The organism is Marinobacter gudaonensis, assembly GCF_900115175.1.
Classification (GTDB): domain Bacteria; phylum Pseudomonadota; class Gammaproteobacteria; order Pseudomonadales; family Oleiphilaceae; genus Marinobacter; species Marinobacter gudaonensis.
Genome location: NZ_FOYV01000001.1, coordinates 1018447 through 1043301, shown reverse-complemented (window position 1 = coordinate 1043301; position 24855 = coordinate 1018447). Strand labels below are relative to the sequence as shown.

Annotated in this window: 21 protein-coding genes; 20 read left to right on the top strand and 1 reads right to left on the bottom strand. The window is 52.9% G+C overall.

Annotation, left to right across the window (positions count from 1 at the left end):
• The first annotated feature begins 6 nt into the window (after positions 1 to 6).
• Both BM344_RS04735 and BM344_RS17495 read left to right on the top strand, forming a co-directional pair.
• Entirely contained in the window at positions 7 to 1029 is a 1023-nt protein-coding gene (locus BM344_RS04735; protein ID WP_091986576.1) for a polysialyltransferase family glycosyltransferase, read from the top strand.
• Between the two features lie 54 nt (positions 1030 to 1083).
• Positions 1084 to 2325, top strand: coding sequence for an MATE family efflux transporter (locus BM344_RS17495; protein ID WP_139229626.1), 1242 nt, complete (start codon positions 1084 to 1086; stop codon positions 2323 to 2325).
• 38 nt (positions 2326 to 2363) lie between these two features.
• Here BM344_RS17495 and BM344_RS04725 read toward each other — a convergent pair whose 3' ends face one another.
• A complete protein-coding gene (locus tag BM344_RS04725; protein ID WP_091986571.1) occupies positions 2364 to 3725 on the bottom strand; it encodes an MBL fold metallo-hydrolase in 1362 nt (453 codons plus the stop codon).
• 90 nt (positions 3726 to 3815) lie between these two features.
• Here BM344_RS04725 and cysQ point away from each other — a divergent pair, with 90 nt between their 5' ends.
• The 18 genes from cysQ to BM344_RS04630 all read left to right on the top strand — a co-directional run bounded on the left by cysQ (position 3816) and on the right by BM344_RS04630 (position 24776).
• Positions 3816 to 4583, top strand: a complete 768-nt coding sequence (gene cysQ, locus BM344_RS04720; RefSeq protein WP_091986568.1) for a 3'(2'),5'-bisphosphate nucleotidase CysQ — start codon at positions 3816 to 3818, stop codon at positions 4581 to 4583.
• A gap of 103 nt (positions 4584 to 4686) precedes the next feature.
• The gene (locus tag BM344_RS04715) at positions 4687 to 5238 is read left to right on the top strand and encodes a sugar transferase (protein WP_091990794.1); all 552 of its coding nucleotides are present in this window, start codon (positions 4687 to 4689) and stop codon (positions 5236 to 5238) included.
• Positions 5239 to 5267: 29 nt separating this feature from the next.
• Entirely contained in the window at positions 5268 to 7235 is a 1968-nt protein-coding gene (locus tag BM344_RS04710) for a polysaccharide biosynthesis protein (RefSeq protein ID WP_091986565.1), read from the top strand.
• A 143-nt stretch (positions 7236 to 7378) separates the two neighbouring features.
• On the top strand, positions 7379 to 8512 hold the full coding sequence (gene wecB, locus BM344_RS04705) for a non-hydrolyzing UDP-N-acetylglucosamine 2-epimerase (protein ID WP_091986562.1): 1134 nt from the start codon (positions 7379 to 7381) through the stop codon (positions 8510 to 8512).
• Positions 8509 to 9786 (top strand): UDP-N-acetyl-D-mannosamine dehydrogenase, encoded by a 1278-nt coding sequence (gene wecC / locus BM344_RS04700; RefSeq protein ID WP_091986560.1) that lies wholly within the window; start codon positions 8509 to 8511, stop codon positions 9784 to 9786. Before wecB ends, wecC begins: the two co-directional genes overlap by 4 nt.
• 68 nt (positions 9787 to 9854) lie before the next feature.
• Positions 9855 to 10853 (top strand): UDP-N-acetylglucosamine 4,6-dehydratase (inverting), encoded by a 999-nt coding sequence (gene pseB, locus BM344_RS04695; protein ID WP_091986557.1) that lies wholly within the window; start codon positions 9855 to 9857, stop codon positions 10851 to 10853.
• Between the two features lie 4 nt (positions 10854 to 10857).
• Positions 10858 to 12018: a UDP-4-amino-4,6-dideoxy-N-acetyl-beta-L-altrosamine transaminase gene (pseC, locus tag BM344_RS04690; RefSeq protein WP_091986556.1), complete on the top strand. Its 1161-nt coding sequence runs from the start codon at positions 10858 to 10860 to the stop codon at positions 12016 to 12018.
• A 13-nt stretch (positions 12019 to 12031) separates the two neighbouring features.
• Positions 12032 to 12736 (top strand): pseudaminic acid cytidylyltransferase, encoded by a 705-nt coding sequence (gene pseF / locus BM344_RS04685; RefSeq protein ID WP_091986553.1) that lies wholly within the window; start codon positions 12032 to 12034, stop codon positions 12734 to 12736.
• Complete coding sequence (gene pseG, locus BM344_RS04680; RefSeq protein ID WP_208603375.1) at positions 12691 to 13830, top strand: UDP-2,4-diacetamido-2,4,6-trideoxy-beta-L-altropyranose hydrolase; 1140 nt, start codon at positions 12691 to 12693, stop codon at positions 13828 to 13830. The genes pseF and pseG overlap by 46 nt, the downstream gene beginning before the upstream one ends.
• Before the next feature lies 1 nt (position 13831).
• Entirely contained in the window at positions 13832 to 14344 is a 513-nt protein-coding gene (pseH, locus tag BM344_RS04675; protein WP_228143550.1) for a UDP-4-amino-4,6-dideoxy-N-acetyl-beta-L-altrosamine N-acetyltransferase, read from the top strand.
• Between the two features lie 12 nt (positions 14345 to 14356).
• Positions 14357 to 15409: a pseudaminic acid synthase gene (gene pseI, locus BM344_RS04670; RefSeq protein ID WP_091986548.1), complete on the top strand. Its 1053-nt coding sequence runs from the start codon at positions 14357 to 14359 to the stop codon at positions 15407 to 15409.
• Between the two features lie 260 nt (positions 15410 to 15669).
• Positions 15670 to 17238, top strand: a complete 1569-nt coding sequence (locus BM344_RS04660) for a GT-D fold domain-containing protein (RefSeq protein ID WP_139229625.1) — start codon at positions 15670 to 15672, stop codon at positions 17236 to 17238.
• Complete coding sequence (locus BM344_RS04655; RefSeq protein ID WP_091986543.1) at positions 17235 to 18506, top strand: hypothetical protein; 1272 nt, start codon at positions 17235 to 17237, stop codon at positions 18504 to 18506. Before BM344_RS04660 ends, BM344_RS04655 begins: the two co-directional genes overlap by 4 nt.
• A 58-nt stretch (positions 18507 to 18564) precedes the next feature.
• Positions 18565 to 19644 (top strand): glycosyltransferase family protein, encoded by a 1080-nt coding sequence (locus BM344_RS04650; protein ID WP_091986541.1) that lies wholly within the window; start codon positions 18565 to 18567, stop codon positions 19642 to 19644.
• Between the two features lie 27 nt (positions 19645 to 19671).
• Entirely contained in the window at positions 19672 to 21399 is a 1728-nt protein-coding gene (locus BM344_RS04645) for a hypothetical protein (protein WP_091986540.1), read from the top strand.
• Between the two features lie 23 nt (positions 21400 to 21422).
• Positions 21423 to 22613: a glycosyltransferase family 4 protein gene (locus BM344_RS04640; RefSeq protein WP_208603374.1), complete on the top strand. Its 1191-nt coding sequence runs from the start codon at positions 21423 to 21425 to the stop codon at positions 22611 to 22613.
• Complete coding sequence (locus BM344_RS04635; protein ID WP_091986537.1) at positions 22610 to 23827, top strand: glycosyltransferase family 4 protein; 1218 nt, start codon at positions 22610 to 22612, stop codon at positions 23825 to 23827. Before BM344_RS04640 ends, BM344_RS04635 begins: the two co-directional genes overlap by 4 nt.
• Positions 23790 to 24776: an NAD-dependent epimerase/dehydratase family protein gene (locus BM344_RS04630; protein WP_091986535.1), complete on the top strand. Its 987-nt coding sequence runs from the start codon at positions 23790 to 23792 to the stop codon at positions 24774 to 24776. The genes BM344_RS04635 and BM344_RS04630 overlap by 38 nt, the downstream gene beginning before the upstream one ends.
• Positions 24777 to 24855: the final 79 nt, after the last annotated feature.

Genomic DNA, 24855 nt, shown 5'->3' with positions numbered 1-24855 from the left:
AAGTGAATGAGATTTGAGGCTAAGGAACAGGTCGGTACTGTTATCATCTGCCACACGCCACTTCACTGTCTGCTGGCTGCCTTTATCTGTGTGCCTAACCCGACCAATCGGCTTTTCTTTATATCTGATGCCAACATTGATTATGAATTCTTGCGCAGAATCGCTAGTGACATCTCGGCCCGGCTGGTGGTGCTGCCCGGATCTCAAGGCTGTAGAAATATAGCGTCGAGGCTGCTCAGGAGGCGTGCAAACTTAAAGTTTTTAAAGCGTGCGCAAATCGCAAGCGGCAATGAACGTCTTCTGATCTTCAACGATGTCGCAGTTGAAGATCAATTTGCAATCCACGTTGTAAGTCGTAATGGATCACCAATTTGGCTAGGTGAGGACGGTGTTGCAATCTATGACGTCGGAGGAGAATTTCGGTCATCGAAAGTGGATACTTGGTTAGGAAAGTTGCTCTATGGCACCTGGTGGAGTCCAAAGAGAAAGATTGGTGCGGACTCTCGCATTCATAAAGTGTTTGCTGCTTGCCCTTCTTTGGTAACGGCTGAGGTCGCCAAGGGAAAGGATTTGCAACAGCTTGTTCTGGGGAATGGGTCAGGTCTAGCTTCTCAGTTGGGTTTCCTCAACCCTGAAGGTCCTCGGAGCAACAGGGTAGCTCTGGTGATTCTTCCAGTAATCACAGCTGAGAATATAAGCATAATGAAGTTCCTGCTTCGTCAATTACTCTCAGATGGATTTAAGGTGGTGCTTAAGTTCCACCCCAGAGAACGTCGACAGGATAAATATATGAGCGAATTAGATTTTGGGAATTTGTATGGAATATTGCCCGATAATATTCCGTGTGAACTAGCTTTTTTTTCAGGGATAATGTTTAAGTTGGTCATTGGTTTTAGAAGTTCGGCCCTTCACCTGATCAAAGCGTTCTTTCCTGAAATTGATGTAAGATTCTGGGAATCAAGCCATGGTGCTGGCTCCTCCTCATGGAGAAGATTCTATAAACAGGTTGAGGTATCTGAGTATCTCTAGAAAGGAGATCTCGTTGGTGTTTGCTGACGATGCAGAGAAAGCTATGAGGGATACATGAGGATTAATGCCCAAGCGATTAATGTTTTTATACGTGGCCTCACGCTTGGTGTTCGGTTTTCTTTAATACTATTTTTGTCAATATATCTAACCCCCTCAGAGCTTGGGTTATTTGGGTTAATTTCGGTTTCTGTAATATACTCTTTATATTTTGTTGGGTTAGACTTCTACACTTTTAGTTTGCGGTTCCTTGTCGGAAAACCTATTGAACTTTGGCCAAGATACCTTTTTTCTGAGGGTATCCTATTCCTTTCGCTTTACTTGATCTTTCTGCCCGCTCTACTTTTAGTTTTCCATTTTGGGCTTCTCCCATGGTGGACTTCGGGATTCGTAGCCCTGCTAATTGTTCTCGAACATATAAGCCAAGAGGTTTCACGGTTGGCGATTGCTGCGGGACGGCCAGTATTCTCAAGCATATTAACTTTCACCCGGCAAGCAAGTTGGGTTCTTTTTATTATTCCACTAATGTCTATTTTTCCCGGTTTTAGAACCCTTGAAGCTGTATTGAGTTTTTGGGTTTTTGGATCATCTTTAAGTGTGTGTTTGTGTGCATTTTATTTATGGTCGATGAATTGGCGAGGCTCCCTAAGCAACTTCAATTTTGGATGGATTAAAAAGGGTGTGGTTGTAGCCATACCGTTGCTATTGGCCTCTTTAGCGCTACGAGGAGTTACAACTTTTGATCGATATTTTTTTGAGGCATTTAATAGTAAAGATTTGCTCGGAGCTTACAGCCTCTATATCGGTATGGCCGGAGCGATGTTGACTTTCCTGGATGCTGGCGTTTTTGCTTTTCTCTATCCAAAGCTGATTGCTCAGTCTAAAGATTCAAGTTGGTCTGGATTCCGGAAAACATTGAATTTGCTTCGGCAACAAACGGTAATGTTCTCAGTGCTAATGTTTTTCGGTGCTTCGGCTTTGGGACCATTGATTTTTTATTTTCTTCCTTATCCGATATATTTTGAAAATTGGCCTCTCTTTATTTTTGTTTTGATTGGTGTTCTTTTTTCAATATTCGGAATGATGCCACATTATGCGCTTTACGCTCTGTCAGAGGACCGGGTTATTGTCTGTTCCAACGTTTTCGGATTTCTGGTTTTTGTTATTTTGGCTCTCACTCTGAAAGATGTAACCCCATATTGGTCAGTTGTTCTTGCCGTTATCCTGTCTGCACTTGGGATTTGGCTTTCAAAGGAGGTCGGTCTGAGACTTGTGCTTCGGAAAGTGAGCACTTGTTGATCGTTTTGTGAACATTGGTAGGCGGGCCTCTTCGCTTATTAGACCACTACCTCCTCCCCCAACTCCGGCACCTCAACATCCCACCCAAACCTTTCCCGAATACGCTTGCGCATAACATCGCTGGCCACCATCTCTCCATGCGTTACATACACCTTCTCGGGCTTCAGGGTGCCCTGCTCCAGCCAGGCAAGGATTTCATTGTAATCCCCATGGGCGGAAAGGGAGTCGAGATTGTGGATTTCAGCCTTCACCGGCCAGTAGTCGCCATGGATTTTCACGGATTCTGCGCCATTCACCAGCGCATCGCCACGGGTTCCGGGGGCCTGGAAGCCAGCAAACACGATGCTGTTGCGTGGGTTGGGTAGCAGGGTTTTCAGGTGGTGCAGTACCCGCCCGCCACTGGCCATGCCGCTGGCAGAAATAATCACGCAGGGGTAACGCACGGCATCGAGCTCGATGGATTCTTCCACCGTGCGAACAAACTCTGTTTTGTCGTCGATCAGTTCGCATTGCGCGGCGTTGAGTTTGTGTTCCTTGTGGTGTTTGCAGAAGATCTCCGTCGCCTTGATCGCCATGGGGCTGTTGAGGAACACCGGCAGTTTCGGGATTCTGCCTTCGCCCATGATCTTGTGAATCACATACAGCAGCATCTGGGCGCGGCCCACCGCAAAGGCAGGCAGAAGGACGATGCCGCCGCGGCCGGCTGTTCGCGTGATGATGCTGGCCAGTTCGGCCTCGGGGTCTATATCACTGTGGGCCCGGTCGCCGTAGGTGGATTCGCATATCAGTACATCGGCTTTCTGAAGGGGTTCGGGAGGCCGCATGATGATGTCGTTCTGTCGCCCGACATCGCCACTGAAGACGACCGTTCGGGCGCTTTCTCGGTGGTGGACATGCACGCAGGACGAGCCGAGGATGTGTCCTGCTGGTGTAAAGGTTACCTGGAAGCCTTTCACGGGCTCGAAAGTCTCGTGGTAATGCAGGGACTCGAAGTGTTTCAGTGCTTCCCGGGCGTCTTTTTCGGTGAAGAGAGGCTCGGGTTTCTCATGCTTGGAGAACTTTTTTCGGAACGCATACTTGGCGTCCTCTTCCTGGAGGAAACCGGCATCCGGCAGCAGTACCCCGCACAACTCATGGGTTGCTTTGGTGCAATAGATCCTGCCCTTGAATCCGTTCTTAACCAGCGCTGGCAGATAACCCGAGTGGTCGATGTGGGCGTGCGTCAGAACCACCGCATCAATCGTTGCAGGATCCACCGGAAACTTCGCCCAGTTCCGCTTCCGCAGGGTCTTTACGCCCTGATACATGCCACAGTCTACGAGCAGCCGATGTTTGTCATCGGAAAGCAGGTAGCGCGAGCCGGTAACCGTTCCGGTTCCGCCAAGGAAGCGAAGATACATGGTGCCATTCCTCTCGCAGTTCGTGTGCTGAATGCTACTATGACTTATCATAGTTGATAACGTTTTGATCTGAAGCAGGAAACGCATCTTATGGATTTCGCCTCGATTCTCCCCGACGTCATAAAGGTTGCTGATGAGGCCAGCGAGCGAGTCCTGCAAATTTATCAGACTGATTTCAAAGTGAGTTACAAAGAAGATCAGTCGCCCATCACAGCCGCCGACACCGCAGCGCACGACATTATTGTTCGCGGTCTCCGAGGCATCAGTCGAGACATTCCCATTCTGTCGGAGGAGGGCAGGGAAATTCCCTGGGAGGATCGAAAACACTGGAGCCGCTTCTGGTTGGTGGATCCCATCGACGGCACCAAGGATTTTACGCAGCGAACCGGCGAATTCACGGTCAACATCGCTTTGATCGAGGATGGGGAGCCTGTGCTGGGGGTGGTAACCGCGCCTGCCTTGAAAGAGGCGTTCTGGGGCGCAAAGGGTGAGGGTGCCTACCTACGGGATCGAACTGGGCGCGCACACCGAATTCAGGTTGCAGAACCAAAGCGTTTGAAGCGGGTAGTGGCCAGCAAGAATCATCTAAATGCGGAGACGAGAGAATTTATCGAAAAACTGGGTGAGCACCAGCTTGTCCAGGCTGGCAGTTCCCTTAAATTCTGCCGAATTGCCCAAGGGCACGCGGATATTTATCCAAGGCTCGGCCCAACCTCAGAATGGGATACCGGGGCGGCTCATGCCGTGTTGCTGGCAGCCGGGGGCAACGTAAGAAAGCTGGACGGCACGCCCTTGCTTTATGGCAAAGAACATCCCTTGAATCCCTATTTCGTTGCTGCCGGGGATTGGTATTTTTAAGAATCAAAATGAAGGTTGAATTTCGTAAACGCAACGTTTCACTGGCTCCTCATCTGGTATACTTCGCGAAGTTTTTTGGCGGATTTCAACGTGTATGGCAGCGGTGCTTCGGTTCTTCGACATTACATTGTCTCTGGTGGGCTTGATTGTCCTCTTTCCAGCTTTTTTGATCCTGCTTTTTATCGGCTTTATCGACACCGGCTCCCCACTGTTCCGTCAGACAAGAGTGGGTCGGAAGCGAAAGCCGTTTGTCCTTACCAAATTCCGCACCATGAAGGCGGGAACAGACTCGGTCGCCACGCATCTGGTGGATGCTGGCGCCATAACGCCGTTTGGTCGTTTTCTGCGAGCATCGAAGCTTGATGAGTTGCCTCAGCTCTGGAACGTGCTCAAAGGTGATATGAGCCTGGTTGGGCCCCGCCCATGCCTGCCGATTCAGCAGGAGTTGATCGCCGAGAGAGACAGCCTCGGTGTGTTTGAGGCGCGCCCTGGAATCACAGGCCTGGCGCAGATCCAGGGAATTGATATGTCAACACCGGCCCTTCTTGCCAAAACGGATCATCAAATGTTGAATGACTTGGGTTGCCGACAATACTTCAGGTTGATCCTGTTCACCGCGCTTGGAAAGGGTGCAGGTGACAGAGTAATGCATTGATACGGATATTTGCCCGTGTATGAGGGATTATGAGCCAGATTTTCAATTTCTTTAAGCACCGCCTGTTCGAATTGCCTCGGCCTCAGAAGCGGCTCGTCTCGCTCGTGGCCGACACCATATTCATCGTTGCCGCGCTATGGGCAGCCTACGCACTGCGGTATGAAAATTACTCCTGGCTGCCCAACCACAAGCAACAGCTGGTGTTTGCGGGCACCGTGCTGACCTCCCTGTTCGTATTCGCGCGGCTTGGACTGTACCGGGCTGTAATCCGATATATCAGCGAGAAAGCACTGATGGTCATGATGACCGGAGTGGCAATCTCCGGTATTTCACTGATCATCTACGGCTATCTGTTCCAGGCAGTTGTTCCCCGTTCCGTGCCAGTTATCTACGGTGCTTTTGTGTTCATGTTGGTTGCCGGGACCCGTTTTGCGTTTCGGGGGCTCATCAACCGGCCTCGGGAAAAAGCGAAGGGCAGGGTACTTATTGTTGGCACCGGGCCAAAGGCCATGCAACTTGCATCGGCTCTTATCCAAGGCACCGAGTACCGACCAATGGGTTTTGTTTCCTTCGACGGAAGCAAGCACAAATCCTTGATCGCGGGTATGCAGGTGTATGGCGTCACGCATATTCAGCGGGCCGTCCGCGAACAGGGCATCCAGAGAATCTTTCTGGCACTGGAAGATGACGGACGAGTAGACCGGAAAAGCCTGATCAGGCGTCTCGAGGAACTCGCTGTGCCAGTACAGACGGTTCCGTCCATGTCTGAACTGGTTGCAGGCCAGGCCCGCATTAATGACATCCGCGACCTGGACGTGGAAGACCTCTTGGGGCGGGATTCCGTGCAACCCAATGTCGCCATTGTGGCTGAAAGCCTCTATCAGAAGGTTGTTATGGTAACCGGCGCTGGCGGCTCCATCGGCTCCGAGTTGTGCCGTCAGATCGTGCGCCACAAACCCAAGGCCCTGGTGCTCTTCGAGCAGAGTGAATTCGGCCTCTACGACATTGAGCGAGAACTGCGCAACATCAACCAGATAGAGAATCTGGGTGTGGGCGTTTATCCGGTGCTGGGCAGCGTTTGCCATCATCGACGCTGCGAGCGCGTAATGCGGGCCTTCGGCGTACAAGTGGTTTACCACGCCGCCGCTTACAAGCACGTGCCGCTCGTTGAGCACAATGTGATTGAAGGCGTGCAGAACAATCTGTTTGGCACCTGGCACGCGGCAGAGGCGGCCATTGAGGCCGGCGTAGAGCGGTTCGTGCTGATCTCCACCGACAAGGCGGTACGGCCGACCAACGTCATGGGCGCAACCAAGCGCCTGGCCGAACTGGTCCTCCAGGGCCTGTCCAGCCGCCAGACAGAAACCATTTTTTCCATGGTGCGATTCGGCAACGTGCTGGGCTCTTCCGGCTCGGTTGTGCCCCTCTTCCGTGACCAGATTCGCGATGGCGGCCCGGTAACCGTGACCCATCCAGACATCACCCGCTATTTCATGACCATCCCGGAAGCCAGCCAACTGGTTCTTCAGGCCGGAGCCATGGGCCGGGGCGGGGAAGTGTTTGTTCTGGATATGGGGGAACCCGTCAAGATCGCCGATCTGGCCAGAAAGATGATCCGCCTGATGGGCCTCAGTGAAAAGACCGACGAACATCCGGAAGGGGATGTCAGGGTTGTCTACACGGGGTTGCGGCCCGGAGAAAAGCTCTTCGAGGAGTTGCTGATTGGCGATGATCCGCAAGGTACGCCGCATCCGCGGATTATGATGGCGCATGAGATGGCGTTGTCATGGCAGGATGTCGAAAAACTTCTGTCACGCCTTGATGCTGCAAGTCGCTCCTTCGACTGCGCCCGAATCATTGAGACCCTTAAGGATGCGTCGATAGGGTATTCCTCGCATGAACGAATCGAAGACTGGGTATGGTGTGAAAGCGACGGGGAAGTGTTTGATTCCGGCTCAAGGGGTGCCGCTCCCAGTAACGTTCGGTTTCTCTATTAATCAAAAGAGAACCGGAGCCGCAGGCAAAAAGCTCAACGGCTGTGCTAAACTCCGCGCCTTTTCATGAAACGGTCATTTACTTGAATGTTTACAACGGATTTTTCAGGGAACCAATATTTGGCCGGAGCAAATCGAGGTCTTGAATGAGGGCTTTGATCGTCTTCGGCACGCGGCCGGAAGCAATCAAGATGGCGCCGTTAGTGCAAGCCATCTATGAGGATGACTGCATTGACGGAAAAGTCTGTGTCACGGGTCAGCACCGGGAAATGTTGGATCAAGTTCTGGATTTATTTGAGATCCGACCGGATTACGACTTAAACGTCATGCAGCCTGGCCAGAGTCTTTCCGACCTGACGGCCTCTATTCTCACTAAACTCGATCCCGTGCTTCGGGAAGATCAGCCAGATATTGTACTTGTTCATGGCGATACAACGACTACCCTTGCGGCGTCGCTCGCCGCTTACTATCAGCGCATTCCAGTCGGTCACATTGAGGCCGGTCTAAGAACCGGTAACGTATTCTCACCCTGGCCTGAGGAGGCGAACCGGCGTCTCACTGCGGCCTTGGCTACTTTGCATTTCGCGCCCACGAATACAGCAAGGCAGAATCTTCTTGCTGAGAATATTCCGACAGAGCAAATTCTTGTAACTGGCAACACGGTGATTGATGCCCTGCAGGATATTTCCCAGCGCCTCTCGCTTGATGCGGAGCTGAGAGCAAATCTTGCCCATCGTTTTCCAATGCTGCGTGATGAGGCGAGTTTGGTGCTCATTACTGGCCATCGCCGAGAGAGCTTTGGTGGCGGCTTTGATCGAATTTGCAATGCGGTTTTGCGAGTTGCGAGAGCCAGGCCGGATGTGGACTTCCTTTACCCAGTGCATTTGAACCCCAACGTGCTGGAGCCGGTGCACAGATTGTTAAAAGGGCAGTCGAACGTTCACCTAATCGAGCCAACGGATTATCTGCCATTCGTCTATTTGATGAACCGCTCTTCAATCGTTCTCACCGATTCCGGGGGAATACAAGAAGAAGCGCCTTCTCTGGGTAAGCCTGTTCTGGTTATGCGAGACACGACTGAACGACCGGAGGCTGTGAGCTCAGGAACAGTCCGTCTCGTTGGAACTGATGAAGCCCGAATCGAGGCAGAGCTTAGGATGCTTCTCTCGGATCAACAAGCTTATGAAGCCATGGCGAAAGCTCAGAATCCTTATGGCGACGGCCAAGCATGTGCCCGCATCGTCACCAGTCTCAAAACCTTTTTAAAGAGCCAGAGATGAGTTTTGAAAATATAGTTGTCGTCGGTCTTGGGTACATCGGGTTGCCAACCGCGGCCGTTTTTGCCTCACGGAAGAAGCGTGTGCTCGGCGTGGATATCAATGTCAAGGCAGTTAATCTGATCAATCAGGGCGAGGTTCATATAGTCGAGCCCGATCTCGACATGTTGGTGCATGCGGCGGTTTCAGAGGGATATCTTCGAGCCTCAACCTCTCCTGAGCCGGCGGACGCGTTCCTAATTGCGGTACCAACGCCGTTCAAGAAAGGGGTGGCCGGCCATGAACCGGATCTTTCCTACATTCAGGCAGCTTGCGAATCCATAGCGCCCGTCTTGGAGAAAGGGAACCTTGTGGTTCTGGAGTCTACCTCGCCAGTGGGTGCCACAGAACAAATGGCCGACTGGCTAGCCGACGCTCGTCCGGATCTGAGTTTTCCGCAGAGCGTTGGAAGCGCCTCGGATATTCGGATCGCCCACTGCCCGGAGCGCGTTTTGCCTGGTCACATCCTCCGCGAGTTGGTGCATAACGACAGGGTTATTGGCGGTATGACCCCGGATTGTTCCCGGGCAGCCGTAGAGCTGTACGGATCGTTTGTTGAAGGTGAGTGTATTTTGACCAACGCACGCACCGCAGAGATGTGTAAACTGACTGAAAACAGTTTCAGGGACGTGAATATTGCTTTTGCTAATGAGCTTTCCATCATCTGCGACAAACAGGGCATAGATGTTTGGGAGCTGATTAGTCTGGCTAATCGACACCCCAGAGTTAACATATTGCAGCCGGGGCCAGGAGTTGGAGGCCACTGCATAGCGGTTGATCCTTGGTTTATCGTTAGTGGCAGTCCAGAAGAAGCAAGGCTGATTCGAACGGCACGCGAGGTTAACGACGGCAAGCCAGAGTGGGTGTGTGGCAAAGTCAGGGGGCTGGCGTCGGAACTGATCGGCAGTGGCCAGGTGAGTCGTGATGAACTCTCGATCGCTTGCCTTGGGCTATCGTTCAAGCCAGATATCGATGACCTGCGAGAGAGCCCTGCTCTGCAGATTGCTCAGATGATTGCTGAAGACTTTCCTGGAAAGGTAATGGTGGTTGAGCCACATATCAATCAACTGCCTGGGGATCTGCGTCGTTTTGATGCCAGGCTGGCGTCCCTGGAAATTGCTCTTGATGCCAATATCGTGATTCTGTTAGTGGACCATAAAGAGTGGAAGCAGCTCAAAATGAGTCTGAACATGGATCAGCGCCTATTGGACACGCGCGGTGTAGTTGATCCGCGTTGACCCGCGTTGACCCGCGTGCATCATCTCGCATCAACAACTTGGAATACTCTGATCTAAAGGTAAATACTATGCTCGAAGGGAAAACCATTTTAGTGACCGGGGGCACGGGCTCATTTGGCCACACATTCATTCCGATGACGCTGGAGCGTTACAACCCGAAGAAGATTATCATCTTCTCCCGGGACGAGATGAAACAGTGGGAGATGGCTAAAAAGTTTCAGGGCGACCCGCGCGTGCGGTTCTTCATTGGCGACGTTCGCGATAAAGATCGCCTTTACCGCGCCTTGGATGGCGTAGATTACGTAGTCCACGCTGCTGCCACGAAAATCGTGCCCACTGCTGAGTACAACCCGTTTGAGTGCATCAAAACCAATGTAGACGGCGCAATGAACCTGATCGATGCCTGTATCGACAAAGGGGTCAAGCGTGTGGTTGCACTTTCTACAGATAAAGCCAGCAGCCCCATCAACCTTTACGGTGCCACCAAGCTGGCCTCCGACAAGTTGTTCGTAGCCAGTAATTCCTATGCTGGCGGCCATGACACCCGCTTTGCCGTTGTACGTTACGGCAACGTGATGGGCTCCCGTGGCTCGGTAATTCCGTTCTTCATGTCCATCAAGGACCAAGGCACCCTGCCAATAACAGACCCCCGGATGACTCGCTTCATGATTTCCCTGGAAGAAGGCGTAGAGCTTGTATGGCATGCCTTTGACGACATGGAAGGTGGTGAGATTTATGTAAAGAAGATTCCTTCAATGAAGGTGACGGATCTGGCTCGCGTAGTGGCACCGGAAGCGAAGCAGGAAGTAATTGGTATTCGGCCTGGCGAGAAGCTGCACGAGCAGATGATCAGCTCTGAAGACGCCTATTACACCTACGAGTACCCTGAGCACTTCAAAATTCTTCCCACCATCAATGAATGGGCTCGCTGTCCCAAGCGTATCAAGGACGGTAAGAAAGTGCCGGATGGTTTTGTCTACTCCAGCGATAACAACAGCGAGTGGATGACGGACGAGCAGTTGCAGGCCTGGATTGAAGCCAACCGGGAAAAAATCGGGAGCATTTAACGCCATGATTCCCTACGGGCGACAAGACATCAGACAAGCAGACATTGATGCGGTAACAGCCGTTCTGCAATCGGACTACTTGACGCAGGGGCCGGTCGTGCCGCGTTTTGAGCAGGCAGTGGCCAGCCACGTGGGCGCAGGGTACGCGCTGGCAATGAATAGCGCCACCTCTGCGCTGCATGTGGCCTGTGCGGCTTTGGGCCTAGGTCCCGGTGACCGGCTGTGGACCTCACCGGTCACGTTTGTGGCCTCTGCCAACTGTGCTCTGTACTGCGGCGCTACCGTGGATTTTGTGGACATAAACCCGAAAACCTACAATCTATGCCCGAAAGCGCTGGCGGCCAAGCTGGAAGAAGCCGAGCAGGAAGGTACTCTTCCGAAAGTCGTAGTGCCGGTGCATTTGTGCGGCCAGCCCTGTGACATGGCCGAGATTCACGCGCTGGCGCAGCGGTACGGTTTTCGTGTGATCGAAGACGCCTCCCACGCCATCGGAGGCAAGTATCAGGACGAGTTCGTGGGCAATGGCCGCTATAGCGATATCACGGTGTTCAGTTTTCACCCGGTCAAGATCATCACCACCGCCGAAGGCGGCATGGCGTTGACCAACAGCAAAGAGTTGGCCGAGCGCATGGAGCTGCTGCGCAGCCACGGCATTACTCGCGATCCGGCAAAAATGACCCATGAGCCCGACGGCCCCTGGTACTACCAGCAGGTTGATCTTGGCTTTAATTACCGTATGACAGAGCTTCAAGCCGCATTGGGGCTTTCACAACTGGAGCGCCTCGATGACTTTGTCGCCCGGCGCCACGAGCTTGCCCGTCGCTATGACGATCTGCTCGCTAACCGGCCTGTGGTCACTCCCTGGCAATTGCCAGATACCTATTCTGGGCTGCACCTGTATGTGATTCGGCTGGATCTGAGCCGCATCAATCGGAGCCATCGCCAGGTGTTCGAATCGCTTCGCGAGCTGGGCATTGGTGTTAACTTGCATTACATTCCGGTGCATACCCAGCCGTATTACCAGAATCTGGGTTTCCAGCCGGGCGACTTCCCGGAGTCAGAAGCCTATTACCGGGAGGCCATCAGCCTGCCCATGTATTCAGGCCTGACAGACGCTCAGCAGGACGAGGTGGTTGCCGCGTTGGACAAGGCGCTGGGGCTGTAATGCCATGAACCCCATGAACGTCGCGATTATACCGGCCCGAGGGGGCAGCAAGCGCATTCCCCGCAAGAACATCAAAGCGTTCTGCGGCAAACCGATGATTGCCTGGTCGATTGAAGCGGCGCTTGCTTCGGGTTGTTTTGACCGGGTGCTGGTGTCGACAGACGATCAGGAGATCGCGGATGTCGCCCAGCAAGCCGGCGCTGAGGTGCCGTTTTTGCGCCCGGCAGCGCTCTCGGACGACTACACCGGCACCGTGCCTGTGATTCGTCATGCGGTGGAGTTTCTGGAGAACCGCCATCAACCGGTGGCGTTGGCCTGCTGTATATACGCCACCGCGCCGTTTGTGCAGGCCGCCGATTTGAGGGCCGGCCTGGAAAAAATTCAGGAACCCGGTACGCAGTATGCGTTCTCCGTTACCTCGTTTCCATTTCCCGTCCAGCGGGCGCTGCGCATCAGCGAACAGGGTGGTGTAGAGATGCTGTATCCAGAACACCTGAACGCCCGTTCCCAGGATCTGGAAGAGGCCTGGCATGACGCCGGCCAGTTCTATTGGGGCCAGGCATCCGCCTGGCTCAACGGTGAGGCGATTTTCGCGCCGCACTCCCGGCCGGTGATTCTGCCGCGCCATCGGGTGCAGGATGTGGATACACCTGAAGACTGGGAGCGGGCGGAATGGCTGTTCAAGGCCATGGTGTCCGCGAACGCCGGCGCGGTATGAACATTCTGGTCAGGGGGGATGCGTCGACAGACATTGGCACCGGCCATGTAATGCGGTGCCTCACCCTGGCAGATGCCTTAACGGCAGCGGGCCATGCGGTGCGGTTCATTACGCGGTTGCACCCGGGGCATTTGGCCGATGCCATCCGCGGCCGGGGTTACTCGGTTGATGAGCTGCCAGCGCGCAACGAACCAGACCTGACCGGTTATGCGCGCTGGCTGGGCACCACCGAGGCACAGGATGCCGACGACTGCGTGGCATTGATTGACGAATACCGCCCTGATTGGCTGGTGGTTGACCATTACGCGTTGGGGCGGGCCTGGGAGGACCGGTTCCGCAGTGAAACCATCCGGATTCTGGCCATGGATGACCTGGCTGAGCGGCCCCACAGCTGCGATCTGCTTCTCGACCAGACCTGGGGCCGAGCCGCTGCGGACTATCAAAGCCTGATTCCAGCCGGTTGCCAGGCCCTGTGCGGTTCCGATTACGCACTGCTGAGGCCGGAATTCGCCGCCCGGCGGGACCACAGCCTGCGGCGCAGGCGTGAGGGTGCCGTTCGGTCCATTCTGGTCACCATGGGCGGCGTGGACAAAGACAACGCCACTGGGCAGATTCTGTCAGCGCTGACACAAGCAACGTTAGCACCGGGAACCGAGCTAACCGTGGTAATGGGAGCGTCCGCGCCCTGGCGTGACGCCGTGGCAGCAGCCGCGAAGGCCATGCCCTGGCCAACGCAGGTGGTGTCTGGCGTGTCGGATATGGCGGATCGCATGGCCAATGCGGATCTTGCCATTGGCGCGGCGGGGGCGACCTCCTGGGAGCGTTGTTGTCTCGGATTGCCAAGCGTTATGGTGGTGTTGGCAGAGAACCAGCGAACCGTCGCCACCAATCTGGAAAAAGCCGGGGCGGCGCTGTTGATCGATGAGCCGGCCAAGATCAAAACCCATCTGCCGGAATTGGTGGGGGCATTGGCTGCCAATCCAGAGCGGGTAAAGCAGATGGCCGGCCAGGCGGCTGCAATTGTCGACGGCCGCGGGGTTGAACGGGTGGTTGCCGCCATTGCGACCATGACCGAAGGGAAGAGGGTATTCTGATATGGCAGCGTCTGTCGGTAACCTCCGTGCCATGACGGCCAATGACCTGGTGCCCGTACTGGCGTGGCGGAATCACGAGTCCGTGCGCCGTTTCATGTACACCCAGCACGAGATTTCCCCGGCGGAGCACCGGCGCTGGTTCAAACGATGCGAGCAAGACAGCAACCGCCATCTGCTCATTTACGAGGAAGGCAAGCAACCGCTGGGCTTTATGAACATTACCGTGGCGGGCGACAGCCGCATTGCAGACTGGGGCTTCTACAATGCCCCGGAGGCACCAAAGGGTACCGGCGGTCGTCTTGGCCGGCTGGCGTTGCACTACAGTTTTGACACGCTTGGCTTGCACAAACTGTGCGGCCAGGCCCTGGCATACAATGAAGGGTCCATCCGGTTCCACGAGAAGCTGGGATTTACCCGTGAAGGGGTGCTGCGGCAGCAGCATTTTGATGGTAACCGGTATCATGACATTGTGTGTTTCGGGCTCTTGAAACACGAATGGGACAAGAATCGTTGAGGAGAATCTGAGATGACCAACCCAAGTATTACGATTGCGGGCCGCCGCATCGCCGTTGACGAGCCTCCTTACATTATCGCGGAGTTGTCTGCGAACCATAACGGCCGGCTGGAAACCGCTCTGCGGATTATCGAAGAGGCCAAAAAGGCCGGTGCAGACGCCGTCAAGCTGCAGACCTACACCGCCGACACCATCACCCTGAACTGCGATTCCGAAGACTTTCAGATTCGTGGTGGCCTCTGGGATGGCAAAACCCTGTACCAGCTCTACCAGGAGGCGCACATGCCCTGGGAGTGGCACAAACCGCTGTTCGAGCACGCGCGCGAGCTGGGTATCCCGATCTTCAGCTCACCGTTTGACAATACTGCAGTAGACCTGCTGGAAGACCTGAACGCGCCGGCCTATAAGATTGCTTCCTTCGAGGCCATCGACCTGCCGTTGATCCGCTACGTGGCCGGTACCGGCAAACCGATGATCATCTCAACCGGCATGACCAACGCCGAGGAGGTGGCCGAGGCCATTGAAGCCGCTCGTGAAGGGGGTTGTAAGGAGCTGGCTATTCTTCACTGTGTAAGCGGATATCCTGCACCCGCGGACGAATACAATCTGCGCACCATACCCGCAATGATTGAGCGCCATGGTCTTGTGACCGGGCTGTCTGACCACACGCTCGATAACACTACGGCGGTAACCAGCGTCGCACTCGGTGCGGCTTTGATTGAAAAGCACTTCACCCTGGACCGGAACGGAGGTGGGCCAGATGACAGTTTTTCTTTGGAACCGGCAGACCTGAAAGCCCTGTGTAAACAAACCAAGATAGCTTGGTCGGCTTTGGGAAAGGTCAAGACTGGGCGGTCTGAGAGTGAGAAGGGGAATGCGCAGTTTAGGCGGTCGCTGTATGTGTGTGAGCCGATCGCCGCAGGTGCGCCAATTACGAGGGAGAATGTTCGCAGTGTAAGGCCAGGATATGGCTTGGCTCCAAAGTTTTTGGATACTTTACTTGGCAGATTGGCGAAAAGGAGGCTGGAAGCAGGAGAGCCTCTCACTTGGGAGTCTATTAAGTGAACTTCTCAGGTGTTGATCAACCCCTTTTTGAAAGTATGCTTGCTTAAACGTTTAAAGAGCGGTAAGCGCGTTCAAGTTCTGTTTTTAATGAGCTGAATTATTTCGGAGTTTTATCCTAGATTATCTGTTTCGATAGTGTATAAGGGCCTTCGCTGGTTCTTTTTTGCACCATGAATTCGCAAAATCTGTTGATGATATACTCTAAGTTGGGTAAGGAGATTTCTTGGATTTCCCTCTCAAATTCGACTTCGGTTATTTTTATGTATCGAAATCTTGTAACGAAGATAAAGTTAGCTATTTTAAAGCTCATAGTTGCCTATTTTCCAGGCTTGGTGCGGGCAATAGAAAGTCGGGCATCTTCAGACATAAGCCACGTTAGAGTTATTGAGCATTCGTTATTGTATTCAAGGCAACCGATACACACTCTTAACTTTCTGATGGGTGAATCTGGTTACCCTCTTAAGTATTTTTGGGTGGTAATTGACCGATTTTCAAGTGAGCAAAGTGATATCTGGAAATCATTGTGTGATGAATGTTCGCTGGTGCATTCGAAAGAAATGCTTCTTTATATTAAACTGAAAGATTGTTTGAATAGGAAGGTTTCCTTTGATGTAAATTGCAACTTGTTGATTGAACAATATTTATCGCTTAAAAACGATGATGTGTATAGATCGAACAAGATCGTCGGCTTGCTATCTACCGTAGTTTTGCTTAACGCACCATTAAATGATGTCGAAGAAATGCTTGGACTTTTTGGTGGTTCCATCAAAAATTTGACTGAGTTTCAGAAGCTGAAGTTCCTTTCTCGTTTTAGAGATATTGACTTCCCGATGTTTGAAAGTTGGTATCAGAAATTAAAAAGAGACTTCTCCCATGCTGGCCTTATTAAAGTCGCTTTGATCAGAGCTAGCTTGGCCCCCTGCCAAGCCGATATTTATCGGGAGCTCGAAGATGGTTTCTTATCGTTGCCTCACTCAATCTCTCATATATATCGGAAGGAGCTGAAGCCAGGTTTTGATGCCCTATCGGATGAAAAAAACTATATTAATGCAAAGTTTGATCAAAAAAAAATAAGAAAAGTTCAAAAAATAGTAGTGGATCGACTCCGCAGTCGTTCTCCACTTTCATACATAAGGCTTGGTGATGGCGAATGTTATGGCTTTGTCGATTATCAGAATGTTGATGAGAGAGGAGAGGTGCGTCAGGAAAAGCACTGGTGGGGGACTGAGCTTGATGCTCCGATTCGAAGTAAACTCAAAGAGGAATTCCTGAGCGCTGTTAAAAAATCCGATATTCTCGGGGTTCCAACTGTGTTAAGACTGATAAAAGATTTCAATATTGAATTCAAGGGCGAATATCCAACTAACTCCCTGTTGGCAAGGCTGGTTTGCGTAATGAAATCGGTCGGGCCTTTTCTGCCCAATAAAATTGTTGTAGAGGATCAGAGTAATCTTTATCTCTTTAATGATACGTTCATGGAGCATCTCTTTCGTAGCGCAGATAAAATTGTTGTAATTTCAGGTATAAAGTCTGAATTTGTTCGTCGTTGGGCATCCAATGATCCTAAGTTGATTTGCGTAGAGATACCGACACATAGGTTGCTGCGTGATGGAGTTATTGGTAGTAATATTGACGGAATACTACCCTTTGAGTATGAGCGATACTTTAATATCATATCGAAAAACGCTGCACCGGGAGTCTTGTTCTTGGTTTCGGCTGGCTTTATCGGTAAATCTTTTGTTTCAAAAGCGGCGGAGCATGGGGCAGTTGCCCTCGATATCGGCCAGGCTTTAGCAACGGAAATTGGATCTAGGTGGGGTCGCGCATGAATTTCGTTTGCTCTCTTCGGCTGCTTTTAAAGGGTCTGAACCGTAATTTCAAAATTATTAACTTTGGTGATGTTCCTGATGTCTATAAGGTACATGATGTTATGGAGCGCTATTCATATGCGCAGCCCAGAAGTCGCGGAGTTCTTCGGTCATTTAAAGAGTTGAGTAGAATTTTTTTGAAACCCACAGTGAAAGTTTATACCGTCCCGAATGTGCCAGTGATTTATTGTGGCGGCTCTAAGAATAATGAGCGTGAGTTCTCCTTCTTTTCTAAAATGTGCTCAAAAAAAATTCAAATGGTTGGCTATGCCAGAGATGCCAACTTGTCATTTGTGTCAGCTAAGGAGTTGAGGAAAACGTTTATTGAGAATGTTTTTTCTTTTTCTGCTTTGTTCGTCTGCTTTTTCTATCTTTTTAAGATTAAGCTGAATCCGATATCTTTTAAATATTTGTCAACATTCGGAAAAGTTTACCTTCAGACATTTATAAGCTTTTATCGCTTAAAGAGCCTTCCTAGAGTATTGGTTGTCGCCAACGACCATACTGACTTCCCGGTTGCTGCATCCATGGTCATGCAGTATTTCGGCGTGCCAGTTATTTATGTTCAGCATGCTGAGGTGTCGCCGAGTTTTCCACCTCTGGATTTTAGCGTGTCAGTATTGCGAAATGAAAAATCTTTACAAGTCTACAAACGCTGTGGAGACGTCCTTGGTGACACTTTCGTTATCCCCCGCCAAGAAAAGGTGGCTGGATTTACAAGATTGATAGAGTCCCAGTCGGGTCAAACCCATATCGTTGTGTACTTGAGTTCGGTGTATCAGGAGGACGCATTGAAGCGTTGCATTGAAGCGTTGCAAGAGAATGCAAATGTGCTCGGTGTCAGTGTTAAACCTCATCCGAGAGCAAACCATGAGTTTCTTAATTCTATACGGGATGTTCGCGTTTACGATACTATTCCGAGCGACGATCATGTCGCGGTAGTGCCAAACTCATCGGTGCTTATCGAGTTGCTTGAAACAGGCATTCCGGTTTTTCAGCTTTTTAATCTGGATAATGTTGATCGTGATTATTATGGCTTTGTCAGGGAAGGCATCGCCCCAGAAATCTCCGTGGAAGATCTGCGAAAGCCGTTTTGGGTGTCTAGATTTTATGATGAGCAGTGGGTATCCAGATTCGCAGCCTACAGCCCTGCGGTCGATGACTCCTGGCGCGCTGCCGTTCCTGCGCTGATGGCCAGGATGGAAGCCATTTTACGCCCCGTTGAATGACAGTAGGTGCTCTTTGTTCTCTTCGCTTCTGAAGTATCTGTGGGTCAGGTTGCCGTCCATGCGAGGTTTGTTTTTCAAGCCCCGCGCTCAAACCTATCTGTTCCTGCCGATTAACGGGGCAGGTTTAGGCCACCTCACCCGGTCGCTCGCCATTGCCCGCAGATTGAAGAAAGACCAGCCCGATGCCGAGATTGTTTTTTTAACTACAAGCATCGGAGTGACTCTGATACACCGGGAGGGCTTCGCCTGCCACCACGTTACGCCTGCAGCGCTGCTCAACGCCGGCGCAATTGAGTGGAACTCGCTGTTTTTCAAATCCTTGAAGAATGTTTTGGACATTCACAAACCCCATTGCCTAGTGTTCGACGGAACCATTCCTTATCTGGGGTTGCAGCGGGTAATGCACTCTTACCGGACTATACGTTATGTCTGGATCAAGAGGGGATTGTATAAAGATGGCACTGATACAAAACGGCTGACCTCTTTGAGCAAGGGCTTTGAGGCCGTGATTTCGCCGGGGGAGCTGGGAGCTGATGTGACCGGGCCGGTTAATGGTTCAAAGATTCACGAAGTCGAGCCCATTTCGCTGCTGGACTCCTCAGACCTGCTTGAGAAAACAGTCGCGCGACAGCTTTTGCGGTTGGACTCCTCCCAGCGCTGCGCCTACGTTCAACTCGGTGCTGGTAATATCAATGGCATTGCAGATGTTCAAGACCGGATCATAGCGGTACTTAAGCGTAAGGGCATTCAGGTTGTTCTTGGGCAGTCGCCTATTGCCCTGAAGCCGAAACCCGATCTGCGTGCGGACTCCGTCATCGTTGACTACCCGAACAGCAAATATTTTGCAGCGTTTGATTTTGCGGTTCTTGCCGGAGGCTATAACTCCGTTTGCGAGGCTGTGCTTCTTGGCTTACCCGCCGTGTTTTTTCCCAACACAGAGACGGGGGCTGATGATCAACTGAAGCGCGTTCAGAATGCTCGTTTATTCGGCCGTTACGAGGTCATGGTGGAATTCAGCGAGAACGAGTTTGAGCGGGTTGTCGATAAACTCCTTGCAGAAGGGCCTTCTTCCGAAGGGCAATCAGGCCAACGAAATGGCGCTGCCTCAGCCGTAAGCCTGCTTGCGCGGGTAAGGTAAATCCAGAGTGATGATTGGCGCGCAACTATGAAGGCAGTATTCACGGATATTGGCAAAGCCATCCGCTGGTCGATCTCGCTCGGCAATAAGTTCATTCAGGTGGTTCCCTGGCTTACGCTGTTCGCGGTCATTTTCAGTGTTTTCAGCCAGTTTTTCTTGTTGATTGGCTTTTTACTGCCGCTCAAAGTGGTCCTGTTGCTGGGCAGCGACGGCGTTCCTGGTTATTTTCCCTCCGTATTTCAGCAGTTCGGCCGAAACGGGTTGGTGTTGATGCTGAGTGGCGCATCCGTTCTTTTTTACACGCTGCATTTGTTCACAGGAAAGCTGGTCGAGAAGACCGCCACTCTGGCCAGCGATCATTTGCTGGCCAGAAGCCGAAAAATGGCCATCTTCGAGAATCAACAGGACATTGCGACAAAAGGTTATCAGCGCTACAGCCAGAGCCTGGCGACCGTAACCTTCGTGAGCCTGTGTCTCGCTGTGATGCTGGTTTTCTACTGGAAACTCGCTTTGGTCATCGTGGCTTATGTGGTTATGTGTCTTTTGGCGGTGGCTGTTTTGAGTTCATTGTCAGAGTCATTTACAGCACGTTTGCCCACAAAGCTGGGTTCAATGGCGAAAACTCTGGGCGGCGTCGGTTTCCTCGCCATGTTCGCTTTCATCGTACTTGACCACTTATATGGGGCGGCGCCAGGCATCATCATTTCGGTGATTTCGTTGCTTTTAGGGCGCCAAGCGTTTGGCAGGATGGCCGGCCTGGTAAAGGATATTCAGGGCTTGTATGGCCAGCGAGCGCAGTTGGCGGCGTTGTTTTTTCATGGCCGAATTTTTCTGCAAAAGCCGAAGAGCCTCGATAAGGGCATATGGGGGCTGATAGCGCCAGAGGTTCGTGATGAATGGATCGGCAGTTTGGTCGTGGAGGCGACGGGCTTTAGTGAATCCCAGTTTCATGCGGAATGGTTTGACCTCGGTTTGCCGGATGTTCTTTGTTACAAAGTCAAAGTGACGACGGCTGACGAAGAACAGCAGCTTCTGGTTAAAGTTTTCAATACTAACCGATCTGCTTGGGCCAGACACGAGGCCACTTTGCTGACGAGTCAACCTGAATTGCCTACGGTACCCTGCATACTATTGACCGAAGTCCACGGTTTAACCTGCCATGTTTTCGACATAAAGGGACTTACGCCATGTAGCAAATCTGAGATGGCCAAAGGGCTGCCTGACTTTAGGCGCCAGCTGTGTTCCCACACGCCTGCAGAAGAGTTGACGTCAACCTATCTGCGGTCTCATCCGCAGGTATGGCAGCGCGTTGACGATCTCTTCGTGCGTCGTATGGGGCTTTTGCTGGGTGCAAAGGCGGACTTCGAACTCATAGACCGCCTTTCAGCTGTTTTGCCTGATCTCAAACACTGCTTGAAGGCGTTGCCGTTGGCTTTCAGTGCTCCGGACATCAGAGTCGGCATGTTGTGGAAAGATCGCGATCAAAACTGTTTCCTGTTGCACTGGGCCGTCTGGAATATTGAGCCCATTGGAACGAAATGGCCGCTTGGTGACGATGATGACAACCGTTTTTCCGAGTATCTGCGTGAGTTAGGTCAACACAGAGTAGGAATGGCTAATTTGGATCCACATGGTGTTCGGTTGGCTGCTATTTTTTCAGAATTTGAGTTCAGGCTTACGCGTGGGCGGTATCTGGAGGCCTATGCACTGGTTTCATCCTTATTAGCCGAGTACGAGCAAGTATCTGGCATTTGACACAATAGGTAGGTGGAGGATTTGTGGCTCAAATTGCCATGTTTGTCTGGAACGATTTTCGTAACGATGCCCGTGTTAAGAACGAGGCGCTGTCCCTGGCGTCGGCTGGCCACTCGGTGACGGTACATGCGCTGTTTACCGATGGAGTCACCCCCCACTACGAGGAAGTTGCCGCAGGGGTAGCGGTTAAACGCCACGGCCGCAAGCAGGGTATCAGGCTGGCCAAGCCCCGAGTCCACACGGCAAAGCGAAGCGGGTTTGAGCTCGGCATGTTGCTGGTCAGCCGCGTCTTGACCCACCTTGTGGTCATGGTGTCAATCGTGAAAGAACGCCCGGATGTCGTTCACGCTCACGATGTGAACGTATTACCAACAGCCTGGCTCGCTGCCCGGTTATGCGGCGCCAAACTCGTCTACGATGCCCACGAAATCAGCTCCGGCCGCGAGGGTTACCGCAAGATCGGGCGACTGGTCGCTTGGATAGAAAAGAAGATCATGCCCCGCGCGGCCGGCACCATCACCACAACGGATGCCCGCGCCAAGTTCTTCGCCCGTGCCTATGGCATTGCCCGGCCCCTGGTGCTTCAGAACCGTCCGCGTTTGGTTTCCGTACCCGGTGATGACCGCATTCGCAAAATGCTGGGGTTGTCTGCGGATCGGCCCATTGTGATTTACCAGGGTGGTCAGCAGCCGGGCAGGGGTCTTGAGCGCCTGGTGGCCTGTGCCGCCCGTGTTCCCAATGCCCACTTCGTATTCGTCGGTGGCGGCAGTTTGCATGAAGACTTGAAACAACTGGCAGAGCAGTTGTCGCTGACCGATCGGGTGTTCTTCATCCCAACCGTTCCCCTGGCGGAGCTTCCTTTTTTCACAGCCTCTGCCGATATCGGTGTTCAGCCCATTGAGAACACTTGCCTGAACCACTTCACCACGGATTCGAACAAGTTGTTCGAGTACGTGGTTGCGCGCCTGCCCGTCATTGCTTCAGATCTTCCCGAGATCGCCAGGGTGGTGCGCGCCCATGATCTCGGATTGTTGGTAAAACCCGGGGATTCCGATGCCTTGGTCGATGCTCTGAATCGCCTGGTGGATGCCCCAGAGTTACGCAGCTATTACTCCGGGCGGGCGGAGCAGGCGGCCAGCACGCTGAATTGGGAAGAACAGGAACAGTCCCTGGTTGCGATGTATGAACGCATCCTCTCTCGGACACCGGAATGACGCCTGTATCCAGTAAACTGCAGCGTCGCGTCTTGCTGCTGACGTACTATTTTCCTCCGGATCTGTCCGCAGGTTCATTCAGGGCCAGGGCGCTGGCCGATGCCCTGATGGCCGCTGACCCCGGTTTGCAGCTGGATATCATCACCACAGAGCCAAACCGCTACCAGCGTCATCGCCCATCCGCTTTGCCGGAAGACGCGCCACCTTATCACGTTATGCGTGTCCCTTTGCCCGTTAAACGCCATGGGCTGGTCGGGCAGGTGCTCTCATTCCTGGCCTTTGCCAACGGTGTCAGAAAGCAGGTCGCGGGCCATCAGTACGATCTGGTGATTGCGACCTCCTCCCGGCTGATGACCGCTTGCCTGGGTGCGTGGGTGGGTGCCAGAGCTCGTTGCCCGTTGTATCTGGATATCCGCGATATTTTTGTGGAGACTCTGGATGATGTTTTCCCCGGGCCTTTGCTTTGGCCTGTGCGCCGTTTGTTCTCACTGATGGAGCGCTGGCCGCTTCGGCGGGCGCGCCGGGTGAACCTGGTCTCGGAAGGCTTTTTGCCTTACTTCCGGAAGAGATACACGCGCCGCGATTATGCGTTGTTTACTAATGGTATTGATGATCAGTTCGTTGAGCTTGCGGGCCAATTACCACCGGCGCTGCCGTGCGAGCGCACGGGCCAGACGCCGCATCTGGTTTATGCTGGGAATATTGGGGATGGCCAGGGCCTTGAGAAAATCCTGCCGGCCCTGGCGGCTGCCCTCGGGGACCGCGCCCGAATCACGGTTATTGGGGATGGCGGTGCCAGGGGTAGGCTGCTGGCGGAATGCAAGGGGCTGGCTGTCGACGTTGCCGTGCTGGACCCCATGCCACGCAATGAGCTGTTGGCGGTGTATGAGTCTGCTGATGTCTTGTTCCTTCACCTGAACGATTACCCTGCGTTTGAGCGGGTATTGCCGTCCAAGTTGTTTGAGTACGCTGCCACAGGTAAGCCGATGTTGGCCGGCGTTGGCGGATACGCCAGAACGTTCATCGAACGGGAGTTGCCGGGCGTTGGGGTGTTTGCACCTTGTGATGTAACGGAGGGGGTTGCTGCGTTCGAGAGGCTGTCCCTTACGGTGACCGACCGCTCTGCCTTCGTGGCGCGATTCAGCCGCCGGGAAATTATGGCCAGAATGGCAGAAGATGTTCTGGATTGTCTGCCGGGATCAGAAAATGCCTGAGCGAATTCTTGTCACCGGTGCGAACGGCTTTGTCGGCAAAGCTCTTTGCCAGCATCTGGTAGCCCATGGCTACCGTGTGCGAGGGGTTGTGCGGGGCAATCAACGACCGGTGGCGGGCGTTGAGTATGCGCCCATCCATGACCTGGCATCCGTCACCCGCGCCGAATGGGCCAGTATGTTGGATGATGTGCACGTAGTAATCCACTGTGCCGCTCTCGTGCACCAGATGAACGGCGTGGCCGACCCAGACGCCTACTACCGGATCAACACAGCAGCCACGGCATTACTGGCTGAGGCCGCGGCTGATGCAGGTGTTCGCCGGTTTGTGTTTCTCAGCACAGTAAAGGTTCTCGGCGAGTTCACAGAGCCAGGCAGACCGTTCAGAGCTGATGATCCACCTAACCCTCGGTACGATTACGCCCGCTCAAAATGGTTGGCAGAACAGGCATTGACGGCGGTGGGTGATAGAACGGGCATGGAGGCTGTGATCCTTCGCCCGCCCCTTATCTATGGGCCCGGGGTTGGCGGTAATTTTGACTCCCTGATGCGGCTGGTGAAAAAAGGCGTGCCCCTGCCGCTGGGCGCAATTAGAAACAAACGAAGTCTGTTGGCCATTGGTAACCTTTTGGATGTGTGTGAGCAATGCATTCAGCGGTCCCAGCCGTTATCTGGGACGTTTTTGGTGAGTGACGGCACCGATGTGTCCACCGCCGAGCTGGTTTCAGCGCTGGCAAGGTCGCAAGGCATTCGCGTGTGGATGGTTCCGATACCGGTCACCTTGATGCGCATGGCTGGCTGGTTCCTGGGACGAAAAGAGGCAATAGACCGGCTGGTTGGTAATTTGCAGGTTGATATTCAGGCTTTATGCGATGCTTTGGAGTGGAAACCGAAGCGCACCATGGCAAATGAGCTGGATACAATCCGGGGAGATTGGGGAGATAGAGTTTAAGCAGAAATGGGATAGAACTTTGGAGAACTAGAAGAGCGTGCCTGCTTCCAGGCCCTGACCATTCCAGTTCTCGTCTCCA

Bases quoted from the DNA above. Each gene is read 5' to 3' on its own strand.
- wecC (WP_091986560.1), top strand. From the start codon at position 8,509: ATGAGTTTTGAAAATATAGTTGTCGTCGGTCTTGGGTACATCGGGTTG.
- BM344_RS04630 (WP_091986535.1), top strand. From the start codon at position 23,790: ATGTTCTGGATTGTCTGCCGGGATCAGAAAATGCCTGAGCGAATTCTT.
- pseI (WP_091986548.1), top strand. From the start codon at position 14,357: ATGACCAACCCAAGTATTACGATTGCGGGCCGCCGCATCGCCGTTGAC.
- pseF (WP_091986553.1), top strand. From the start codon at position 12,032: ATGAACGTCGCGATTATACCGGCCCGAGGGGGCAGCAAGCGCATTCCC.
- pseG (WP_208603375.1), top strand. From the start codon at position 12,691: ATGGCTGTTCAAGGCCATGGTGTCCGCGAACGCCGGCGCGGTATGAAC.
- BM344_RS04660 (WP_139229625.1), top strand. From the start codon at position 15,670: ATGTATCGAAATCTTGTAACGAAGATAAAGTTAGCTATTTTAAAGCTC.
- BM344_RS04725 (WP_091986571.1), bottom strand. From the start codon at position 3,725: ATGTATCTTCGCTTCCTTGGCGGAACCGGAACGGTTACCGGCTCGCGC.
- BM344_RS04710 (WP_091986565.1), top strand. From the start codon at position 5,268: ATGAGCCAGATTTTCAATTTCTTTAAGCACCGCCTGTTCGAATTGCCT.
- BM344_RS17495 (WP_139229626.1), top strand. From the start codon at position 1,084: ATGAGGATTAATGCCCAAGCGATTAATGTTTTTATACGTGGCCTCACG.
- cysQ (WP_091986568.1), top strand. From the start codon at position 3,816: ATGGATTTCGCCTCGATTCTCCCCGACGTCATAAAGGTTGCTGATGAG.
- pseC (WP_091986556.1), top strand. From the start codon at position 10,858: ATGATTCCCTACGGGCGACAAGACATCAGACAAGCAGACATTGATGCG.
- BM344_RS04650 (WP_091986541.1), top strand. From the start codon at position 18,565: ATGCGAGGTTTGTTTTTCAAGCCCCGCGCTCAAACCTATCTGTTCCTG.
- BM344_RS04655 (WP_091986543.1), top strand. From the start codon at position 17,235: ATGAATTTCGTTTGCTCTCTTCGGCTGCTTTTAAAGGGTCTGAACCGT.
- BM344_RS04645 (WP_091986540.1), top strand. From the start codon at position 19,672: ATGAAGGCAGTATTCACGGATATTGGCAAAGCCATCCGCTGGTCGATC.
- pseB (WP_091986557.1), top strand. From the start codon at position 9,855: ATGCTCGAAGGGAAAACCATTTTAGTGACCGGGGGCACGGGCTCATTT.
- BM344_RS04635 (WP_091986537.1), top strand. From the start codon at position 22,610: ATGACGCCTGTATCCAGTAAACTGCAGCGTCGCGTCTTGCTGCTGACG.
- BM344_RS04735 (WP_091986576.1), top strand. From the start codon at position 7: ATGAGATTTGAGGCTAAGGAACAGGTCGGTACTGTTATCATCTGCCAC.
- wecB (WP_091986562.1), top strand. From the start codon at position 7,379: ATGAGGGCTTTGATCGTCTTCGGCACGCGGCCGGAAGCAATCAAGATG.
- pseH (WP_228143550.1), top strand. From the start codon at position 13,832: ATGGCAGCGTCTGTCGGTAACCTCCGTGCCATGACGGCCAATGACCTG.